The 19,536-nt window shown below is 61.0% G+C and carries 17 protein-coding genes; 8 read left to right on the plus strand and 9 right to left on the minus strand.

Annotation, left to right across the window (positions count from 1 at the left end; all coding sequences use genetic code 11):
* Window positions 1–17: 17 nt before the first annotated feature.
* On the minus strand, window positions 18–1,115 hold the full coding sequence (locus MHH62_RS01435; RefSeq protein ID WP_019817180.1) for a carboxynorspermidine decarboxylase: 1,098 nt from the start codon (window positions 1,113–1,115) through the stop codon (window positions 18–20).
* Between the two features lie 344 nt (window positions 1,116–1,459).
* Between MHH62_RS01435 and metE the strand changes: the two genes are divergently transcribed.
* Window positions 1,460–3,748 carry a 5-methyltetrahydropteroyltriglutamate--homocysteine S-methyltransferase gene (gene metE / locus MHH62_RS01440; protein ID WP_339232287.1) on the plus strand — a complete coding sequence of 763 codons (2,289 nt, stop codon included), beginning with the start codon at window positions 1,460–1,462 and terminating at the stop codon, window positions 3,746–3,748.
* Between the two features lie 249 nt (window positions 3,749–3,997).
* Here metE and MHH62_RS01445 read toward each other — a convergent pair whose 3' ends face one another.
* Window positions 3,998–5,152 carry a DUF1624 domain-containing protein gene (locus MHH62_RS01445; protein WP_038450415.1) on the minus strand — a complete coding sequence of 385 codons (1,155 nt, stop codon included), beginning with the start codon at window positions 5,150–5,152 and terminating at the stop codon, window positions 3,998–4,000.
* 71 nt (window positions 5,153–5,223) lie between these two features.
* Here MHH62_RS01445 and MHH62_RS01450 point away from each other — a divergent pair, with 71 nt between their 5' ends.
* A complete protein-coding gene (locus MHH62_RS01450; protein WP_019817183.1) occupies window positions 5,224–5,766 on the plus strand; it encodes a DUF924 family protein in 543 nt (180 codons plus the stop codon).
* On the opposite strand, the gene MHH62_RS01455 is transcribed toward MHH62_RS01450, so the two are convergent.
* Complete coding sequence (locus tag MHH62_RS01455) at window positions 5,763–7,202, minus strand: hypothetical protein (RefSeq protein ID WP_339232289.1); 1,440 nt, start codon at window positions 7,200–7,202, stop codon at window positions 5,763–5,765. The genes MHH62_RS01450 and MHH62_RS01455 overlap by 4 nt on opposite strands.
* A gap of 146 nt (window positions 7,203–7,348) precedes the next feature.
* Between MHH62_RS01455 and yfcF the strand changes: the two genes are divergently transcribed.
* The gene (gene yfcF, locus MHH62_RS01460) at window positions 7,349–7,981 is read left to right on the plus strand and encodes a glutathione transferase (RefSeq protein WP_020301788.1); all 633 of its coding nucleotides are present in this window, start codon (window positions 7,349–7,351) and stop codon (window positions 7,979–7,981) included.
* Here the strand turns inward: yfcF and MHH62_RS01465 are convergent.
* On the minus strand, window positions 7,940–8,224 hold the full coding sequence (locus tag MHH62_RS01465; RefSeq protein WP_014718781.1) for a hypothetical protein: 285 nt from the start codon (window positions 8,222–8,224) through the stop codon (window positions 7,940–7,942). The two genes, yfcF and MHH62_RS01465, sit on opposite strands and share 42 nt — an antisense overlap.
* 139 nt (window positions 8,225–8,363) lie before the next feature.
* On the opposite strand from MHH62_RS01465, the gene MHH62_RS01470 reads away from it, so the two are divergent.
* Both MHH62_RS01470 and MHH62_RS01475 read left to right on the plus strand, forming a co-directional pair.
* Window positions 8,364–9,008 (plus strand): hypothetical protein, encoded by a 645-nt coding sequence (locus MHH62_RS01470; RefSeq protein ID WP_014718780.1) that lies wholly within the window; start codon window positions 8,364–8,366, stop codon window positions 9,006–9,008.
* Window positions 9,009–9,053: 45 nt separating this feature from the next.
* The gene (locus tag MHH62_RS01475) at window positions 9,054–9,395 is read left to right on the plus strand and encodes a hypothetical protein (RefSeq protein ID WP_014718779.1); all 342 of its coding nucleotides are present in this window, start codon (window positions 9,054–9,056) and stop codon (window positions 9,393–9,395) included.
* Window positions 9,396–9,677: 282 nt separating this feature from the next.
* Here MHH62_RS01475 and MHH62_RS01480 read toward each other — a convergent pair whose 3' ends face one another.
* Together MHH62_RS01480 and MHH62_RS01485 are read right to left on the minus strand one after the other, a co-directional pair.
* Window positions 9,678–10,424 carry a creatininase family protein gene (locus MHH62_RS01480; RefSeq protein WP_339232292.1) on the minus strand — a complete coding sequence of 249 codons (747 nt, stop codon included), beginning with the start codon at window positions 10,422–10,424 and terminating at the stop codon, window positions 9,678–9,680.
* A 30-nt stretch (window positions 10,425–10,454) separates the two neighbouring features.
* The gene (locus MHH62_RS01485) at window positions 10,455–11,183 is read right to left on the minus strand and encodes a murein L,D-transpeptidase catalytic domain family protein (RefSeq protein WP_019817186.1); all 729 of its coding nucleotides are present in this window, start codon (window positions 11,181–11,183) and stop codon (window positions 10,455–10,457) included.
* 39 nt (window positions 11,184–11,222) lie between these two features.
* Here MHH62_RS01485 and MHH62_RS01490 point away from each other — a divergent pair, with 39 nt between their 5' ends.
* Window positions 11,223–12,824: a L,D-transpeptidase family protein gene (locus tag MHH62_RS01490; protein ID WP_020301790.1), complete on the plus strand. Its 1,602-nt coding sequence runs from the start codon at window positions 11,223–11,225 to the stop codon at window positions 12,822–12,824.
* 7 nt (window positions 12,825–12,831) lie between these two features.
* Here MHH62_RS01490 and MHH62_RS01495 read toward each other — a convergent pair whose 3' ends face one another.
* Together MHH62_RS01495 and MHH62_RS01500 are read right to left on the minus strand one after the other, a co-directional pair.
* On the minus strand, window positions 12,832–14,223 hold the full coding sequence (locus MHH62_RS01495) for a HAMP domain-containing sensor histidine kinase (RefSeq protein ID WP_014718775.1): 1,392 nt from the start codon (window positions 14,221–14,223) through the stop codon (window positions 12,832–12,834).
* The gene (locus MHH62_RS01500) at window positions 14,201–14,884 is read right to left on the minus strand and encodes a response regulator transcription factor (RefSeq protein WP_003191687.1); all 684 of its coding nucleotides are present in this window, start codon (window positions 14,882–14,884) and stop codon (window positions 14,201–14,203) included. Before MHH62_RS01500 ends, MHH62_RS01495 begins: the two co-directional genes overlap by 23 nt.
* Before the next feature lie 375 nt (window positions 14,885–15,259).
* On the opposite strand from MHH62_RS01500, the gene MHH62_RS01505 reads away from it, so the two are divergent.
* A complete protein-coding gene (locus MHH62_RS01505) occupies window positions 15,260–16,165 on the plus strand; it encodes a hypothetical protein (protein WP_014718774.1) in 906 nt (301 codons plus the stop codon).
* Between the two features lie 199 nt (window positions 16,166–16,364).
* Here the strand turns inward: MHH62_RS01505 and MHH62_RS01510 are convergent, their stop codons facing one another.
* On the minus strand, window positions 16,365–17,273 hold the full coding sequence (locus MHH62_RS01510) for a MurR/RpiR family transcriptional regulator (RefSeq protein ID WP_005787722.1): 909 nt from the start codon (window positions 17,271–17,273) through the stop codon (window positions 16,365–16,367).
* 284 nt (window positions 17,274–17,557) lie between these two features.
* Here MHH62_RS01510 and iolC point away from each other — a divergent pair, with 284 nt between their 5' ends.
* Complete coding sequence (iolC, locus tag MHH62_RS01515; RefSeq protein WP_339232294.1) at window positions 17,558–19,495, plus strand: 5-dehydro-2-deoxygluconokinase; 1,938 nt, start codon at window positions 17,558–17,560, stop codon at window positions 19,493–19,495.
* Window positions 19,496–19,536 lie beyond the last annotated feature (41 nt).

Consider the following 19,536-nt stretch of genomic DNA (forward strand, 5'->3'; position numbering starts at 1 on the left):
CTCCTTTATCCGCCAGCTCAGGACAGGCTGGACAGGTAGTCGTCGTAACCAAATTCACGAACCACCTCGACTGTACCGTCGAGTTGTTTCACTACGATGGACGGCATTTTCAGGCCGTTGAACCAGTTTTTCTTGACCATGGTGTAGCCTGCGGTGTCGATGAACGACAGCCGATCGCCGATGGCCAGCGGACGATCAAATTGATACTCGCCGAAGATGTCCCCGGCCAGGCAGGATTTGCCGCACACCATGTAGGTGTGTTCACCCTCGCTCGGCGCCAGTTTGGCGTTGAGGCGGTAGATCAGCAGGTCCAGCAGGTGGGCTTCGATGGAGCTGTCGACCACGGCGAGATTCTTGCCGTTGTAGAGGGTGTCGAGCACGGTGACTTCCAGGGAGGCGCTGTTGGTGATCGCCGCTTCGCCGGGTTCCAGGTAGACCTGCACGCCGTACTTCTCGGAGAACGCTTTGAGCCGTGCGCAGAATGCATCCAGTGCGTAGCCTTCACCGGTGAAATGGATGCCGCCGCCGAGGCTGACCCACTTGACCTTGTGCAGCAGCGCACCGAAGCGTTCTTCGATGGTGCCGAGCATCTTGTCGAACAGGCTGAAGTCGCCGTTCTCGCAGTTGTTGTGGAACATGAAGCCGGAGATCTGATCGATCACGCCATCGATCTTCACCGGGTCCCACTCGCCCAGGCGGCTGAACGGGCGCGCCGGGTCGGCCAGCAGGTAGTCAGAGCTGCTCACCTGCGGGTTCACACGCAGGCCGCGGATCTTGCCTTCGCTGCGTTCGGCAAAACGCTGCAGTTGGCTGATGGAGTTGAAGATGATTTTGTCGCAGTTCTCCAGCATCTCTTCGATTTCATCGTCGGCCCAGGCCACGCTGTAGGCATGCGCTTCACCTTCGAACTTCTGGCGGCCGAGCTTGAGCTCATACAGCGACGACGAGGTGGTGCCGTCCATGTATTGCTGCATCAAGTCGAATACCGACCAGGTGGCAAAGCACTTGAGCGCCAGCAGAGCCTTGGCGCCGGACTGTTCGCGCACGTAGGCAATCTTCTGCATGTTGACCAGAAGCTTCTGTTTATCGATGAGGTAGTACGGCGTTTTGATCATTTTTGAGAGCCTGCGGCGGTGCCTGCCAAAAAAGGACACGCATTGTGCCCGCACTTGGAACAGATCGAAAGGTTAGCCGGCGGATTTTGCGTGCCACGTTAAGCATAGGGCGTAAGTATGACCGTTCATAAGAATCACCCCGCCCCCTGTGGGAGCGCTCGAGCCTCAGCGAGGCCGCGATGACGCCGGCTCTGGCACCACAAACACCCACAGTAGCGCCGCTAATATCATGCCCACCTGAACATGAGTGAATCTTGTGATGATCTATAGCAAAATGAGTTTGTCTCAAGACATACCTCTGCCGACAATGATCGCCATCAATTAGACCATCGGAGTTGTAAGTCATGGCAGTCGCTCATTCCCTCGGGTTTCCACGCATTGGACGCGATCGTGAACTGAAAAAAGCGCAGGAAGCGTTCTGGAAGGGTGAACTCGACGAGGCCGGCCTGCGCGCCGTTGGCCGTGACTTGCGCAGCACCCACTGGGCGCTGCAACAGCAAGCCGGTATCGAACTGTTGCCGGTCGGTGATTTCGCCTGGTACGACCAGGTGCTGACCCATTCGTTGATGTTCGGTGTGGTCCCTGAGCGGTTCCGCCCGGTCGATGGCCAGGCCACGTTGCATACCTTGTTCGCCATGGCCCGTGGCGTCAGTGACAGCTGCTGCGGCGGTGCCCATGCCCAGGAGATGACCAAGTGGTTCGACACCAACTATCACTACCTGGTGCCGGAGTTCAGCGTCGATCAGCAATTCCACCTGGCGTGGGATCAACTTTTCGAAGAGGTCCAGGAAGCCCTCGACCTGGGGCACAGCGTCAAGCCCGTGGTGATCGGCCCGCTGACCTATTTGTGGCTGGGCAAGGCCAAGGGCGCTGACTTCGACAGGCTCGACCTGCTCGAGCGACTGCTGCCGCTGTATGGCCAGATATTCCAGCGCCTGGCCGAATTGGGCGTGGAATGGGTGCAGATCGATGAGCCAATCCTGGCGCTCGATCTGCCCCAGGACTGGAAGAACGCTTTTGAGCGCGCCTATAACCTGATCCAGCGCGACCCGCTGAAAAAATTGGTGGCCACTTACTTCGGCGGCCTGGAGGAAAACCTTGGCCTGGCTGCCAATCTTCCGGTGGATGGCCTGCATATCGACCTGGTGCGTGCACCGGACCAGTACCCGACCATCCTCGACCGCCTGCCAGCGTACAAGGTGCTGTCCCTGGGCGTGGTCAACGGCCGAAACGTGTGGCGTTGCGACCTGGAAAAAAACCTGGCCATCTTGCAGCATGCCCATGAGAAGTTGGGCGATCGCCTGTGGGTCGCGCCGTCCTGCTCGCTGCTGCACAGCCCGGTGGACCTGGAACGGGAAGACCAGTTGGATGCCGAATTGAAAAGCTGGCTGGCCTTCGCCGTGCAGAAGTGTGCGGAAGTGGCGCTACTGGCCAAGGCCGTTGATCAGCCCGAAGCCCCTGGCGTACTCACCGCCCTGGCTGAGAGCCGCGCGGTGCAGGCAGCTCGCGCCGCATCGTCACGCATTCACAAACCTGCCGTTCAAGCTCGTGTGGCCGCCATCACGGCGCAGGACAGCCAGCGCCAGTCGCCGTTTGCCCAGCGCATCGAAAAGCAACGGGCCGGCCTTAACCTGCCGCTGTTCCCGACCACCACCATCGGCTCGTTCCCACAGACCGCGTCGATCCGCCTGGCGCGCCAATCGTACAAGGCCGGCAAGTTGAGCCACGCCGAATACGTCGATGCCATGCACAGTGAGATCAAGCACGCTGTCGAGGTGCAGGAAAACCTCGGCCTCGACGTGTTGGTGCACGGTGAAGCCGAGCGTAACGACATGGTCGAGTACTTCGCCGAACAACTGGATGGCTACGTGTTTACCCGGTTCGGTTGGGTGCAGAGTTACGGTTCGCGTTGCGTGAAACCCGCAGTGATTGTCGGCGACCTGAGCCGCCCGAACGCCATGACCGTGGAGTGGATTCGCTATGCCCAAGGTCTTACCGACAAGGTGATGAAGGGCATGCTGACGGGCCCGGTGACCATGTTGATGTGGTCGTTCCCACGGGAAGACGTGAGCCGAGAAGTGCAAGCCCGGCAACTGGCCCTGGCGATTCGTGACGAAGTGGTCGATCTGGAAGCCGCCGGCATCAAGATCGTGCAGATCGACGAAGCGGCTTTTCGTGAGGGCTTGCCGTTGCGCCAGGCGCAGTGGCAACCCTACCTCGACTGGGCGACTGAAGTGTTTCGTTTGTGCGCGAGTGGCGTGAGCGATGAAACCCAGATCCACACCCACATGTGCTACAGCGAGTTCAACGATGTGATCGAGTCCATCGCCGCCATGGATGCCGACGTGATCACCATCGAAACCTCCCGCTCGGACATGGAGCTGCTCGACGCATTCGAAGCCTTCGCCTACCCGAATGAGATCGGCCCGGGGGTCTACGACATTCACTCGCCGCGGGTGCCGGATGCCTCGGAAATGACCAACTTGCTGCGCAAGGCCGCCAAGCGGATTCCGGCAGAGCGCTTATGGGTGAACCCCGATTGCGGCTTGAAGACGCGGGGCTGGCCGGAGACCGAGGCGGCGCTCATTCATATGGTCACCGCCGCTCGCCAACTGCGTGCTGAACTGGCCTGATTCCTGAGCCCGGGCGCGGTTAAAAACTGTGGGAGCGGGCTTGCTCGCGAATGCGGTCTTCCAGTCACCGCAGCAGTGGCTGGCACACCGTATTCGCGAGCAAGCCCGCTCCCACAGGGGATCTGTGGCAGGCGCTGATTATGTGGGCGATGCGTAACCAGTGTGGGAGCTGGCTTGCCTGCGAAAGCGGTGGTTCAGTTGAATATTTAGTAGCTGACACACCGCCCCGCACAATTAGCCTGCATCAGGTCAGAGGTATTTGAGCCACGCCAGGTCCCGCCGCCGTGCTTTCAGGCCGGCGAACCAACGTACCGGCAAGTACAGGGCAATCGGCAACAGCAGCGCTGCCAACCACACCGCACCGATACCGTCGAAGCCAAAGTAATTGCCATGGTTGAGGCCAAACAGCGCAACGCAGGCCACATAGAGGATTTTCAGTACATAAAGGTGCAACAGATAAAAGAACATCGGCGCCGCGCCGAACACCGCCAGCACGCCGATCCAGCGCTTATGCCCCGCGCGTTCAAACGCCAGCAGCAACAGCAAGCCAATCCCCAGGGTCAACGCCAGAAACAACAGCGAAGGCGGATACTTGGTGATGTTGAAAAAGCTCATCAGCGTCAGCACGCTGCTGTCATACACCTGCCAAGGCTGCTCGCCATAGCCGTTGAGCGCGCGCAGCAACCCAAAGCCCACCAACGCGCCCACCCCCGCGACCCGTAAATAACGCTGGCGCACAGCCGGCAGCGTGGCATCGGCAAACCATGGCCCGAGGCCGTAACCCAGGGCAATCACACCGATCCATGGCAGCACCGGGTAGGTGGTGCGCAGGCGCAGGTTTTCAGAGACTTCAATCCAGTTGCGTTCATGCAAGATCGTCCACGGCACATGCAACATCGAGCCCGCTGCAACGTGCAACCCATCGAGCAGGTTGTGCCCGGCGATAATCACCAGCGCCAAGCCGATCAGCCAGGCACGCGGTAGCCAAACCAAAGCGGCGAGGGCGATCATGCTGATGCCGATGGCCCAGATGACTTGCATATAGATCACGCTGGGTGGCAGTTGGAAGGTCCACGCGAAGTTGACCAGGGTGAATTCCAGCACCACCAGGAACAGCCCGCGCTTGAACAAGAATGCCGACACGTCGCGACGGCCCTGATATTTCTGGCCGTACAGCCAAGCCGACAATCCGGTGAGCAGCACAAACACCGGCGCGCACAAGTGGGCCAGGGTGCGGCTGAAAAACAACGCAGGCTCGGTGCTGTCTATGCTCATGGGGTCGCTGACCTGGCGGTGCAGCAAGAAGGTTTCACGCACGTGGTCCAGCAACATAAACAGGATCACCAGGCCGCGCAGGGCGTCGATGGACAGCAGGCGTTTGCGTAAAGTCATAGCGTCAGTCATAAGTTAAGGGTCACACGCAGGCAAAATATTGACGTTATTCTATAACATTAAGCGAGGCGCTGATGACAAGCATGACCCCACACTCGGCCGAAGCCGTAATCGCGTTCTGGAAACAGGCGGGGCCCAAGCGTTGGTTCGCCAAGGACGACGAGTTCGATGCGACCTTTCGCGACAGCTTCCACGCCACTCATATGCAGGCGGCGCGGCGTGAACTCGAAGACTGGTTGACCACGGCGGATGGCGCGCTGGCGTTACTGATCCTGCTGGACCAGTACCCGCGCAACGCCTTTCGCGGCACGGCGCATATGTTCGCCACCGACCCGCTGGCGCGGTTGTATGCGCGAAAGATGGTGGACGCAGGATTGGATCAACAGGTTGAACCTCAGTTGCGTGCGTTCTGCTATTTGCCTTTTGAACATTCGGAAGACCCCCAGGACCAGCAACGCTCCCTGGCCCTGAACCAGCAGTTGGATGCCAGCACCTACCACTGGGCCAAGGAGCATGCCGACATCATCGAGCGGTTCGGGCGGTTTCCCCATCGTAATGGGGTGTTGGGCAGGACGAGCACCGACGAAGAACGCGCCTTCCTCAAGGCCGGTGGCTTCGCCGGTTAGACGTGCTCTGGCGCCAGGCTTCGCTGGGCGCCAACACGGCGAAACCGCCGCACACCCTTGAGGTCAATCGCCCATCGCAACGCTTCAGTGGCCGAAGGACGCGGGCCCTCGTTGATCGCCTGTTCATCCTTGCCCAGTGCGCTGAGGTAACCCTGCGTACCGCCGCGTTCGCTCCAATAGTGAGTGTGGCTCAACCAGGATTTGGCCAGCCAGCCTTTGCCATTGCCCACGGTCACCGGCAAGTCCAGCACGCCGCCGCCCATCACGGGCTTGACCGGGCCGCCGACGATGTCGCCGAACAGGCCGAAGGGGGCAGGGAAGTACAGGTTGGTCCAGCGCGTGACGGCAAAGGCTGCGGCGTGGTGCAGGTAGTGCGGGGTGAAGGGCTTTTGGCCGAGCATCAGCGGTTGGCGGGCGTTGTAGCCGTAGCCTTGGGTGTCTTCGGTGGGCGGGCAGGCCGGGGCTTCGCGGCGTTCCATACGCTGCTGGAAGTCACTGACGCTGCGGCCCAGCAACAGGCTGGCGTGGGCCATTGGGCTGCCGACCGTGACCAGGTCGGTGATGCGCCAGGGGTTGCCCAGGCCGCGCTGTTCGGCAAAAGCTTCGGTCTGTTGCTGACGAAAATTCAACAGGCTGCTCAGGCTGCCGTCCAGCAAGGCGCCGGCGGCGGGCAGGGCATCCTTGACCACCGGTTGCAGCGGTTCGCGGTTGGCATAACGGGCCGCCAGCTCACGGTTGCTGGGGGTCAGTTGGGTCAGTTGGTCGTGGTATTCATGCCAGAGGTAGCCGACGATGTCATAGGCAATCACGCTGCCCAGGCTGTGACCCACGACGATGATGCGCTCGTAGTCGCCCTGGTTGTGCAGGGCACGCAGCAGGTCTACACCGTCGGCACGGATCTGCTCGCGCACCCTCACGTTCTGCGGGTTGGGGCTGAGGTAGCGTGCGGCGTCTCCCAGGTACGCCAGCGCCGAATAGCGCAGCCCCAGTCCCATGGCCACGAGCAGCAGGGGGATCAGCGCGAAGGGGTTGTCGCTGGGGGGCAATTGGCCCCAGGCCGTGGCCAATGTACCGCTGGCAACCAGCAGCAATAACACCAGCACCGTCCAGCGCGTGCTGCGCCAGATCGGCACGATGGCCTCGGGAATGTCGCGACGCGGGCGCTTGAAGATGTCCCACAGCCAGCCCAGCAGATGGCCGAACTTGGTGCCCTGCATCTTGTGGGCCCAGTAGTACTCATAGAAATCCGTCGAGGTACGGCCCGAGGCCTTCAGTACGCGCAGGTCGAAGTTGCGCGATAGCCGATCCGGCTTGCTCCAGTACAGAGGTTTGCCATCGGGGGTGTCCGTGGGGATCATCGCTTCGACAAAGCCGCGCAAGGTGTCCATTGGGCGCTGCTCGCCGATGCCGTGGATAACCACAACTGCTTGTTTCATGTGCTGTTCCTTCCTTGAAAATCAGCGGTAGCCATAATATTGCCACTAGCCGCGCTATTCCCGCCAGGAATGCCCCCATAAAAACCCTGCATTGTCTTTATCGGCCGGGATCTCGTAGCGTGACGCCTCACCCCAGGAGATTGCCCATGAGCCAAGGCCCGCTGCACCTCTACGTTGATTCGCTGTTTACCAGCCCCTATGCCATGTCGGTGTTTGTCGCCTTGCGCGAAAAAGGCCTGGCGTTCGAGACCCTCACCCTGGACCTCGATGCCGGGCAAACCCAGGCGGCAGATTACGCCCAACGCTCCCTGACCCAGCGAGTGCCGACCTTGGTAGACGGTGATTTTGCATTGTCTGAGTCTTCGGCCATCACCGAGTACCTGGACCAGGCCTACCCCGAAACCCGCGTGTACCCGGCGGATGTGCAACAGCGGGCGAGGGCGCGACAGGTTCAAGCGTGGTTGCGCAGCGACTTGCTGCCGATTCGCCAGGAGCGCTCGACCCTGGTGGTGTTCTGCTCGCAGAAGAGGCCGCCGTTGTCAGCAGAGGCTCAAGCCGCCGCGACCAAGTTGATCAGCGCGGCGCAAGCCTTGCTGGCGGATAACCGCGAGTACCTGTGCGGCCAGTGGTCGATTGCCGATGTGGACCTGGCGGTGATGCTCAATCGCCTGATCCTCAACGGTGACGCCATGCCAGCGCAGCTGGTGGCCTACGCGCAACGCCAGTGGCAGCGGCCGTCAGTGCGCGAGTGGGTCGAGCTGCGACGGCCCGCGCTCTAGTTGTGCCTGCTGGGCAACACGCCGGTCGAGGTCTTCCCAGTCGGCCATGCCCAGCACGCGCATGGTGTTCAAACCGCGCAAATAACCGCGCAATTGCTCGGCGCTGGCGCTGCTTTTCGCGGCGTCGGCGTGTGAGTTCAGCAACACGGTTTCGTACTCAACCAGGTAGTCGGCGACTCGCTCGCGAAACTCTGGCAGTACCGCCTCGCGGATACGATCGAAGATTTTCTGGTAGGGCTTCATGGCGGGGTCCTTATAGATTTTATGGGCGGCCTGACACTATCGGTTCAAATGATAGTCACCATCAAGGATCACAAGTTCTGTTTTTTCGCCAAACGCGCAGAATCTGCACATCGAGACGCAGCCCAAGGAAAAATGCGCGATGAGGACGATTATCCAGTTGGCTTTGATGGCCCTGATGCTGGGCACCGCGGTCATGACCACCCCGGCGATGGCCGATGAAGTGCGTACAGGCCATTTGCTGCCACTGGTGGGTAGCGTAGACTCCCTGCAGCGTGCCCAGTCGGTGGGGGTATTGTTCAGTGAAAACACCCGCGACAACCTCAGCTACCTTGAACGCTACCACGCCATGGCGCAGAACGGCGCCAAGGATGCCCTGGATGGGCGGATTCGCGAGGCGTTCGTCAACAGCTCCGACCCGGAACTGGCGATCGACTGGTTGATGCACTCGTTGCAGGGCACTTTTCTCTCGGTGACGGTCTATAGCAGCCTGGATGAGTTGGTGCAGGCGCACCCGGATGTGGTGGTGGTGCTCGATACCCATAACCAATTGCTCACCCAGCGTAATGACCGGGTCGAAGCACGCTTTGTCGCACGCTTCTACGACGCGAACCTGCAATTTATCGCCAAGGCCGAAGGCTCGGTGGATAAGCACGTGCCGTCAGTGTGGGTGCACGACAAGGCGGCGCCGGAGATTGCTGCACTGATCGAGCAACAACGCGATGTACAGCAAGATGCCCTGAAGCAGTTCGATGCGTCGCTCAAGGCCCTGGTTCGCGCAGGTTGATCCGCGATGGTTGTGAACCCTATTTGGTTATTTTCAGGAATGTTTATGCGCTCTTTCTTCGCCTCGGCCCTGGCTTGTGCTTCGTTGCTGCTGACCGGTTGTATCACGGCGCCCAACGCCCCATCGCTGACCCTGCAAACCAACAAGACCCCCGATGGCTATGTGCAATGCGTATTGCCCAAGCTGGAAAAGCACGGCATCACCTCGACCGTCACCCAGAACTCGCGCCACGCCAAGGTGCTGTTGACCAGCAAGATTGCCGCCGATGATGTGCTGGAGGCCTACAAGTCCCAGGACGGCACCAAAGTGTTCCTGTATGAGCGCAAGCCGTTGGCTTCGGCGATCAAACCATCGCGGCTGGAGCAGGCCGCGCAGGATTGCAAATAAACCCGCACACACATAACGCAACCCACCCTGTAACCAATGTGGGAGCTGGCTTGCCTGCGAAAGCGGTGGTTCAGTTAAATATTCAGTGACTGACACGCCGCCTTCGCGGGCAAGCCCGCTCCCACAGGGGATCTGCGCTAGGCGCTGATTCTGTGGGCAATACATAGGAGCGAGCTTGCTCGCGAAAAACTCATAGGCGCCGCGTTTATTCGGGAGCGCGCGTAATCGTTGACTTCTTTCGCGAGCAAGCTCGCTCCTACAGGGTATTGGCGCCCATTTGGATCAGGGTTTGGCTTCGTTGCTGAAGCTGTCGACAGTCTTGACCAATCCCTGCGCCGCCAACGCCACCAACTCACCGCCTTTCTCCACAGTAGCCAACGCCGGGTCCGAGCCCATGCGGCCGTCAGGGAAGCGCGCACGGAAGTCCAGGGCTTCACGGATCGGACCAGTGTTGGCGATTTGCGGTGAGTACTCGGCAGACTTGATCGCATCCGGATACGCCCACTGCGTCACGGCAATTTCCGATGGCGTGGCGTGGCTGCCATGCCCCACCGGGAATTGACGCTGGGCCAGGTCAGTGACGCCTTCCAGGTCCCACCAGTTCACCAGTTTCAGCGCAAACCCGGCCGGGCGGCGGGCGAAGCTGGCTTCGGCGTACAGCTCGGAGAACGCCGCTTCAATCGTGGCGATGTTGCCGCCGTGACCGTTCAGGAACAGGATCTTTTCGAAACCATGCCCGGCCAGCGAGCGCACCCAGTCGCCAATCGCGGCGATAAAGGTGGAAGGGCGCAGGGAGATGGTGCCGGGAAAGCCCAGGTGGTGTTGGGCCATGGCGATATTGAAGGTCGGGCCGACCAGGATGTCGGCGTGCTTCTGGGCGTGGTGGGCGATGATCTCCGGGCACATCCAGTCAGTGCCCAGCAGGCCGGTGGGGCCATGTTGCTCGTTGGAACCGATGGGAATCACCACCGTGCGGCTGCGTTCCAGGAACTGCCCGATTTCGATCCAGGTGGAGGTGTGTAGAAGCATGCGACGTTCTCTTTTATCAGTGGGGACAGGCTATCCGCCACGGATTGTACGACTACTCGCCACCTGTTGGGGTTTGCAATTGAGGTAGGTCGATGACTTCAGCCAGCGCTGGTCGGGGTACCACGAAAACATGAACTGCCCGTCCTTGAGCTTGTCCACCACTTGGCGGGCGACTTGCGGACGCACGGCCGGGCAACCCTGGCTGCGGCCGATACGGCCTTCGCGCTTGCTCCACAATGGGCTGACGTAGTCGGCAGCATGAATCACGATGGCGCGGTCGCGGGCCTGGTCATTGAAGCCGGGTTCCAGACCGTCCATGCGTAGCGAGTAGCCATGGGCGCCCAGGTAGCTTTCCTGGGTGCGGAACAAGCCCAGGCTCGACTGGTGGCTGCCCTCGAGATTGGAGAACTGGGTAGCGAAGTTTTCCCCGGACTTGGCACCGTGAGCCACCAGGTCGCGTAGAACCAAGGTCTTTTTGCGCAGGTCGAAGATCCATAGGCGACGGGCGGTCGAGGGCTGGGAGTAGTCAATAACCGCAAGGCGATCGGAACGCTCCTCGCCGTTATTGACCGCGCACTGCACGGCGCTCAGGGCGCTTTTCAGCACGGTGGGATTGAGTTCTGGAGCCGAGCGCGCCAGGCTGCTATACAGGGAAGGAGAGGTGCCATTGGCGGCGAGCGCAACATTGCTCAATAAAGCCAGGCACCCAGTGATCAAGCCCAGGCTGGTTAGCCTGAGCAGGCGTATAAAAGTCAGCATCTACAGTCGAGTCCCCGCTGTGGAGTGGAGCTAAGTCAATTGTTCAAAAAACACGCATGTTACTTGAGCATTTGCCTGCTCGTTGCACCATTGGTCGCTACAGCCGAAACGCTGCCGGTGGAGCCATTGCCCGTCACCACCCCTGCGCCGGTCGCGCTGGCGCCGTTGCAACAGGCGTTAGCGCAGTTGACCAGTGTCTGCCCGCACCTTGCGCCGCGTATCGATGCCGCCGCGCTGGCGCGCCTACAAGCCTTTTACCAGCAGCAGGGCGATGCCCCGCTATGGTCGGCTGACGAACGCCGGCATGCCTTGCACAGCCAGTTGCTGATGCTTGCCGACGATGGCCTGGACCCCACCCACTATAGCTTGCCCGCGGCGGATGCCACGGCCAACGTGCTGTGCAGCGATATCGCCAACAGCCAGCAGTACCTGCAAGCCCTGCAGGATTTGCATTACGGGCGCCTGCAGCAATCGCGCTTTGAGCCCCTCTGGCACTCCCAGCCACCCAGTGGCGATCCGAATACCCAAGTACTGGCGTTCGCCGCCACCGGCCTGCAAGACATGGCCCAAGCCTTCGATCATGCGCGGCCCAGCGCCGATTTGTACCGCAGCCTGCGCAATGCCTATGCCGGCGTGCGCCAGCAGCCGCTGCCCCATTGGGACCCGGTCGCCGAGGGCGCGTTGCTGCGCCCGGGCATGAACGACGCCCGGGTGCCGGAGTTGGCGCGGCGCCTGCACAGCGGTGGCTACCTGGCCCAGTTGCCCAGCGGCAACGGCAAGCAATACCAGGGCGAATTGGTCAAGGCGGTGAAAGCCTTCCAGCTCAGCCACTCGTTGCAGGCCGACGGCGTGGTCGGCGCCGGCACCGTGGCTGAACTCAATATCAGCCCGGCGATGCGTCGTGAACAACTGCGCATCAACCTGGAGCGCTTCCGCTGGCTGGCCCAGGACCTGGAGCCTGAAGGCGTCGTGGTCAATGTGGCCGCTGCGCAACTGAGCGTGTACCAGAGCGGCATCCCGGTGTGGCAAACCCGCCTGCAAGTAGGCCGGGCCGAACGCCAGACGCCGTTGCTCAAGTCGCGTATTACCCGGCTGACCCTCAACCCCACCTGGACCATCCCACCGACCATCATGCGCGAGGACAAACTGCCCGCCATCCGTCTCAACCCTGAATACCTGCGCCAGCAAAACCTGCAAGTGCTCGACGCCGAAGGTCACCCCTTGACGCCCGACCAGGTCGACTGGGCACGCCCCGGCAATATCCTGCTGCGCCAGCAGGCCGGTCCGCGTAACCCGCTGGGCAAGATTGTGATGCGCTTTCCCAATCCGTATTCGGTGTACCTGCATGACACCCCCAGCCAGCCCTTGTTCACCAAGGGCCCACGGGCGTTCAGTTCGGGATGCGTGCGGGTCGAGCAACCGTTGTTATTGCGCGACCTGCTGGTAACGCCGGCCGAACGCACTCGCACCGATGAGCTGCTGGCGACCGGCGAAACCCATGAATTCAGGCTGGCCACGCCGGTACCGGTGCTGTTGGGGTATTGGACGGTAGAAGTGGATCGTCAGGGCGAGTTGGTGTACGCGCCGGATATTTATGCGCGTGACCCGGTGTTGATCAAGGCCATGGGCAGCGTGCTCTAGGGCACGCTTATTCCGGCATCAGTTGCTGGCGGCATTCCAGCACCAGGCGGGCGCCGCCCAACTCACTGGTGCCCACCTCCAGCTTGAACCCATGCAAGTTGATGATCGCCGCCACAATCGACAGGCCCAGCCCAAAGCCGCCTTGCTGATCACTCTCATCGACCCGATAGAAACGCTGGAACACCGACGCGCGCTCGGCAGCCGGAATGCCTGGCCCGGAGTCGAGCACTTCGATGCGCGTACTGCCCAGGTCGTTGACTGCTCGCAGGATCACCTTGCCCTTGGGCGGGGTGAACTTGATCGAGTTACTCAGCAGGTTGGCCAGGGCTTCGAATAGCAGCGCACGGTCACCGGTAATCCACGGCAGTGAATCAGGCGCTTGTAACACCAGCTCCAGTTCGCCTTCTTCGGCCAGGGGCAGGTAGAAATCATGCAGTTCGCGCAGCAACGGCAGCGGGTCCAGCACCAGGAAGCCAGAGCGACGCTGGTGGTCTTCCAGTTCCGAGATGCGCAGCAGCCCGCGAAAACGCGCCATCAGCGTGTCGGTTTCGGCGATGGCGTCATCGAGCTTTACCGCGTGGGCCGAGTCTTCCTCGGCTTGTTGCTTGATGCGGTAAAGCTGGGCGCGCAAGCGGGTGAGCGGGGTGCGCAGGTCGTGGGCGATGTTGTCGCACACGCCCTTGACCTCGTTCATCAGTTTTTCGATGCGGTCGAGCATGGCATTGACGATGGCGGCAAGCATGTCCAGCTCGTCGCGCCGGTTGGACAGCGGCAACCGGTGCGTGAGGTCGCCGGCGACGATGGCCTCGGCGCTGGCCTGGATCCCGCGAATACGCCGCAACGGGCGACGGCGCAGCAGGTGCCAGCCGGCAGCGCCAGGAATGATGGTCAAGGACAGCGCCCACAGCAGGGCGTGCCAGATAATCCGCGTTACCCCGAACAACGAGCCGTTGGCGCGTACCAGCACCAGCCAGCGGCCGTCTTCGGTGTGGGTGGCCACGGCATCGCAGCTGTCCTTGGGCAGTTTGGGGTCATCGGATTGCACGCAATTGGTCAGGGCGTAGATCTTGCCATCCAGCGGCAGGTCGGGTGGCACGGCACGGATCGGCCCGCTCAAGGGACGAAATTGCTCATCGAACAGGCCGTAGGCGTCCACGCCCTTCATGTCGAAGGTCATGCTGGTGGTCAGCGCTTCCACCAGTTCTTCGCCGTCGAAACGCTGGAAAAGATGCTGGCGCTGCAACAGGGAATGGCGCGACAAGTCGCTGAGGTAGCCTGAGACCTCGTAGTACAGCACCCCCATGAGGATGCAACTCCACGCCACGAATAACGAACTGTACAGCGCCAGCAAACGGCTGCTGGAAGAGCGCCAGCCTTTAGAGGGGTTCAGCAATGACATAACCCGAGCCTCGTACCGTGCGGATCAGCGGCGTGAGGCCCGGTGGGTCGATTTTCTTGCGCAGACGGCCGATGTGCACGTCGATCAGGTTGGTGCCGGGGTCGAAGTGATAGCCCCAGACTTCCTCGAAAATCATCATCCGCGACAGAATCTGCCCGGTGTTGCGCATCAGGAATTCAAGCAGTTTGTATTCAGTGGGCAGCAGGGTCAGCGGTTGATCGGCGCGGCTGGCTTCGCGGCTGATCAGGTTCAGTTCCAGGTCGGCCACGCGCAGGGCGGTTTCGAATTCCTGGACCGTACTTTTACGCCGCAGCAGCACTTCGACACGGGCGGCCATTTCATCCGAGGCGAACGGCTTGGTCAGGTAATCGTCGCCGCCGGCACGCAGGCCGCGCACGCGCTCGTCGACATCGGAGAGGGCGCTGATCATCAGGATCGGCGTAGACACCCCAATAGTGCGTAACGTGGTGACGATGGCCAGGCCATCCAGTTCGGGCAGCATGCGGTCAAGGGTGATCAGGTCGTAATCACCACTCACGGCACGGACCAGGCCCTCGCGGCCGTTGTCCACCCAATCTACGTCCAGTCCATGGCTACTCAGCTCGGCGACAATCTCGCGGGCCGTTACGGCGTCATCCTCGATGGTCAAAATGCGGGTCATAGGATTACCTGGTGAGCGTTCACACTAGAAGTGGCGACATTTTGCCAAGAAGTTGCTGAATGTTTCCTAAATAAAACTTCATCTTCTTAAAGCCGACATCGCACTGTGGGAGCTGGCTTGCCTGCGATGGCGGCTTACCTGCTGGCATATTCGTTGGCTGCCATGCCGCTATCGCAGGCAAGCCAGCTCCCACAGGGGAGTGCATTACGCCCGCCTAATATCGCCGTTTATTGCAACCTGCATGATCTGGCTAAGTTCAATTTAAATAAATCCTTGAAATTAAAGGAATTTAATTTTAATCGCAGCTGGCACGCTGCCTGCACTGTCCGTTTTGAGACTTGTAACATCATTTTTCGTGCCTGGAGCAAAACAACAATGATCACATCCTCATCCACGCTGCAAGAGTCAAGCACGCTCTCCGGGGTTTCCTGGGGGGCGATTTTCGCCGGTGCTGCTGCGGCGGCCGCCTTGTCATTGATCCTGGTATTGCTGGGCTTCGGCCTGGGCTTTTCGGCGGTGTCGCCTTGGGCTGACAGCGGTATCAGCGCCAAGGGCCTTGGCATTTCCACAATTGTCTGGCTGGCGTTCACCCAGATTGTCGCTTCTGGCCTGGGCGGCTATATCGCCGGTCGTTTGCGGGTGAAGTGGGCCAACATGCACGGCGACGAGGTGTACTTTCGCGACACCGCCCATGGCTTCCTGGCGTGGGCAGTGGCCACATTGATCACGGCGATGTTGGTGGTCGGTTCGGTCAGCAGTGTGGTCAGCGGCGGCGTGAAAGCTGGCGCCAGCGTGGCATCGGGTGCCGCCAGCGGCCTCACCCAAGCTGCGGGCAGCGCGGCAAAGGGTGCCGACAGTGGTGACTTCGGTTACTACGTCGACAGCCTGTTCCGCGATGATCGCCCCGCGGCGGTCAGCGATGATGCAGCCCACGCCGTAGTCGGTCGCATCCTGACGCGCACGTTGAGCAACGACGGCCAACTGGCAGCGGAAGATCGTGCCTACCTGGCCCAACTGATCAGCCAACGTACCAACCTGAGCCAGGCCGATGCCGAAGCCCGCATCGACAAGGTCTATGGCGATGCGCGCAAAGCCGTCGAAGACGCCAAGCTCAAAGCCAAGCAAGCTGCTGAAACCGCAGCGAAAGTGGCGGCTTACACCTCGCTGTGGACCTTTGTAGCGCTGCTCATCGGGGCGTTCTTCGCCAGCTTCGCCGCCACCTTCGGCGGTCGCCGCCGGGATGCCGTGGTGTACGTCGAAACCGAAAACTACGTTCGTTAATTCAAGGAGAACATGATGCGCTCATTACTGCTGTGGTTCCTCGGCGTGCCGATTCCGCTGATCATTCTGATCGCGATTTTCATGCACTAATTGTATGAGCGAGCTTGCTCGCGAAGAACTGCCGGGCGCCGCGTTCATTCAAAATGGCCGCGGCGTTCTTGCGTTTTGCGCGAGCAAGCTCGCTCCTACAGGTGGCGGGTCAGTCGTCGAACCCAACCTGCTCATGAATCTCATCCACCTTCAATTCCAACCGATACGCCACCGCAATGAACAACGCCTGGCACAGGCACAGCGTGGCGCTCAGCGAGCGGAAAGCAAACGAGGAGCCTTCATTGACCAACAGCACCGCATTCGCGCGCTTGGCCAGGGGCGACAGGTTGCTGTCGGTGATGATCAGGGTCTTGGCCTGGTGATGCTGCGCGATGCGCAGGCAGTGCTGGGTCTCTTTGCCGTAGGGCGTGAAGCTGATGGCTATCACCAGGTCATTGGCGCGCACGCTGCGCATCTGCTCGCGATAACTGCCGCCTAGCCCCGAGATCAGGTGGATGCGCTTGTTTGTGTGCTGCAGGTTGTAGACCAGGTAGTCGGCCACCGCAAAGGAGCGGCGCACGCCGACCACGTAGATGTTGTCGGCATTGACCACCAGGTCCACGGCTTTCTCGAAGGCCGCATCGTCCAACTCCAGCCCCAAGCGTTCGATGCCCGAGAGGGTGGCGTTGACGCACTCGCGCGCCAGGTCGCCGCCGCTGGCCTTCTGGGACTTGTTGGCGATCATGCTGCGGATGCGCTGCTGGTAGTTCTGTACCGGCGTGGTCTTGTGGGTATACGCCTCACGAAACAACGCCTGCATCTCACTGAACCCACTAAAGCCGAAACGCTGGGAGAACCGCACGATGGCCGAGGGGTGCACTTCGCATTCCCGGGCGATGTCGCTGATGCGGTCGACCATGATCCGGTCGCTCTGCTGGCTCATGTAGCTGGCGATACGCTTGAGCTGGCGCGGCAGGCTCTCGTATTCGTCGGTGATCAGCTGCAACAGGCGTTCGGCATTGATCGGAGGGCTGGCGACAGTTTCTTCCAGGGTGGTCTCGGGATCGGTGCGGGACATGGGCAATCCTTCTGGCGTGTTCGTCTGATGCGCTGATAGGTGGCGCAAGTCTACAGGGTAGGCGCAAAAAAATACCCCGGCATCACGGCCCGCGTGGCCTGCTGAAACGATGCATGGGCGCTGGCGTGCCGCTATCCTGAGGTATTGGAAAAAATATTCCACTAAAAATAATTATGGAATAAATATTGATTGCTGCCACCGGACGTTCTAGTCTGCTCCCACCAAGAGCGTTTGCCGTCGCCACGGCGGCACAACGCAGGCTGATAAAAATAACAGGAGCCAGCATGGGCCAGACTCGTTTTGCCAGTGGGCGTCAATTGGATCTGATTTGCCTCGGGCGCCTGGGCGTCGATCTCTATGCGCAGCAAGTCGGTGCGCGGCTGGAGGATGTGTCCAGCTTCGCCAAGTATCTGGGCGGATCTTCCGCCAACATCGCTTTCGGCACCGCCAGGCTGGGGCTGAAGTCGGCGATGCTGAGCCGGGTCGGCGATGACCACATGGGCCGTTTCCTGGTGGAATCCCTGGCCCGCGAAGGCTGTGATGTCAGTGGCATCAAGGTCGACCCTGAGCGCCTCACCGCCCTGGTCCTGCTGGGCCTCAAGGACCGCGAAACCTTCCCCCTGGTGTTCTACCGCGAAAACTGCGCCGACATGGCCCTGCGCGCCGAAGACATCAGCGAAGCCTTTATCGCCTCCAGCAAAGCGTTGTTGATCACCGGTACGCATTTCTCCACCGACGGCGTGTACAAGGCCAGCCTCCAGGCCCTGGATTACGCGGCCAGGCACAACGTCAAGCGCGTGCTGGACATCGACTACCGCCCCGTGTTGTGGGGCCTGGCCGGCAAGGCCGATGGCGAAACCCGTTTCGTCGCCGACCAGAATGTCAGCCAGCATGTGCAGAAGATCCTGCCGCGTTTCGACCTGATCGTCGGCACCGAAGAGGAATTCCTGATTGCCGGCGGCAGTGAAGACCTGCTCTCGGCCCTGCGCACCGTGCGGGAACTGACCCCGGCCACCCTGGTGGTCAAGCTCGGCCCCCAGGGCTGCACGGTGATCCACGGCGCAATCCCGGCGCGCCTGGAAGACGGGGCCATCTATCCTGGCGTGCGGGTTGAAGTGCTCAACGTGCTGGGCGCAGGCGATGCTTTTATGTCGGGCTTTCTCAGCGGCTGGATCAATGACGCCAGCGATGAGCGTTGCAGCCAGTTGGCCAATGCCTGTGGCGGCCTGGTGGTATCGCGCCACGCCTGTGCGCCAGCGATGCCGACCCCCGCCGAACTCGATTACCTGTTCAACAGCCCCGTGCCCATCACCCGGCCGGACCAGGACGTGACCCTGCAACGCCTGCACCGTGTCACGGTGCCGCGCAAAGTCTGGAAGCAACTGTTCGTCTTTGCCTTCGACCACCGCTGGCAATTGGTGGAGTTGGCGCAAAAAGGCGGCCAGGCCCCTGAGCGTATCAGCGACATCAAGCAGTTGTTTATCCAGGCCATCGAACGCGTGCAGCGCAAACTCAGCGAGCAGGGCGTCGAGGCGGATGTGGGCCTGCTAGCCGACCAACGCTTTGGCCAGGATGCCCTCAACGCCGCCAGCGGTCGCGGCTGGTGGATCGCTCGCCCGGTGGAAGTGCAGAACTCGCGGCCCCTGGCGTTCGAGCACGGGCGTTCGATCGGCAGCAACCTGATTGCCTGGCCCCAGGAACACATCATCAAGTGCCTGGTGCAGTTTCACCCCGATGACGAGCCGATGCTGCGCCTGGAACAGGAAGCGCAACTCAAGGCGGTGTACGAGGCGTCGCTGGTCAGTGGTCACGAACTGCTGCTGGAAGTCATCCCACCCAAGGATCACCCGTCCACCTACCCGGACGTGCTCTACCGCAGCCTTAAACGCCTGTACAACCTTGGCATTTACCCGGCCTGGTGGAAGATCGAAACCCAATCGGCCGAAGACTGGAAAAAGCTCGACGAACTGATCCAGGAACGCGACCCCTACTGCCGTGGCGTGGTGTTGCTGGGCCTGAATGCTTCCCCCGAGTTTCTCGCCGATGGCTTCAAGCAAGCCAGCCAGAGCAGCACCTGCCGTGGGTTTGCCGTGGGCCGCACGATCTTCCACGAGCCGAGCCGGGCGTGGATGGCGGGGGAGATTGATGATGAAACGCTGATCCAGCAGGTGCAGGCGACCTTCGAACAGCTCATCAATGCCTGGCTCAGCGCCCGACAGTAAATACGATCAAATGTGGGAGCTGGCTTGCCTGCGATAGCAAT

It is taken from the genome of Pseudomonas sp. FSL L8-0168 (assembly GCF_037976155.1).
Lineage (GTDB): Bacteria > Pseudomonadota > Gammaproteobacteria > Pseudomonadales > Pseudomonadaceae > Aquipseudomonas > Aquipseudomonas paracarnis.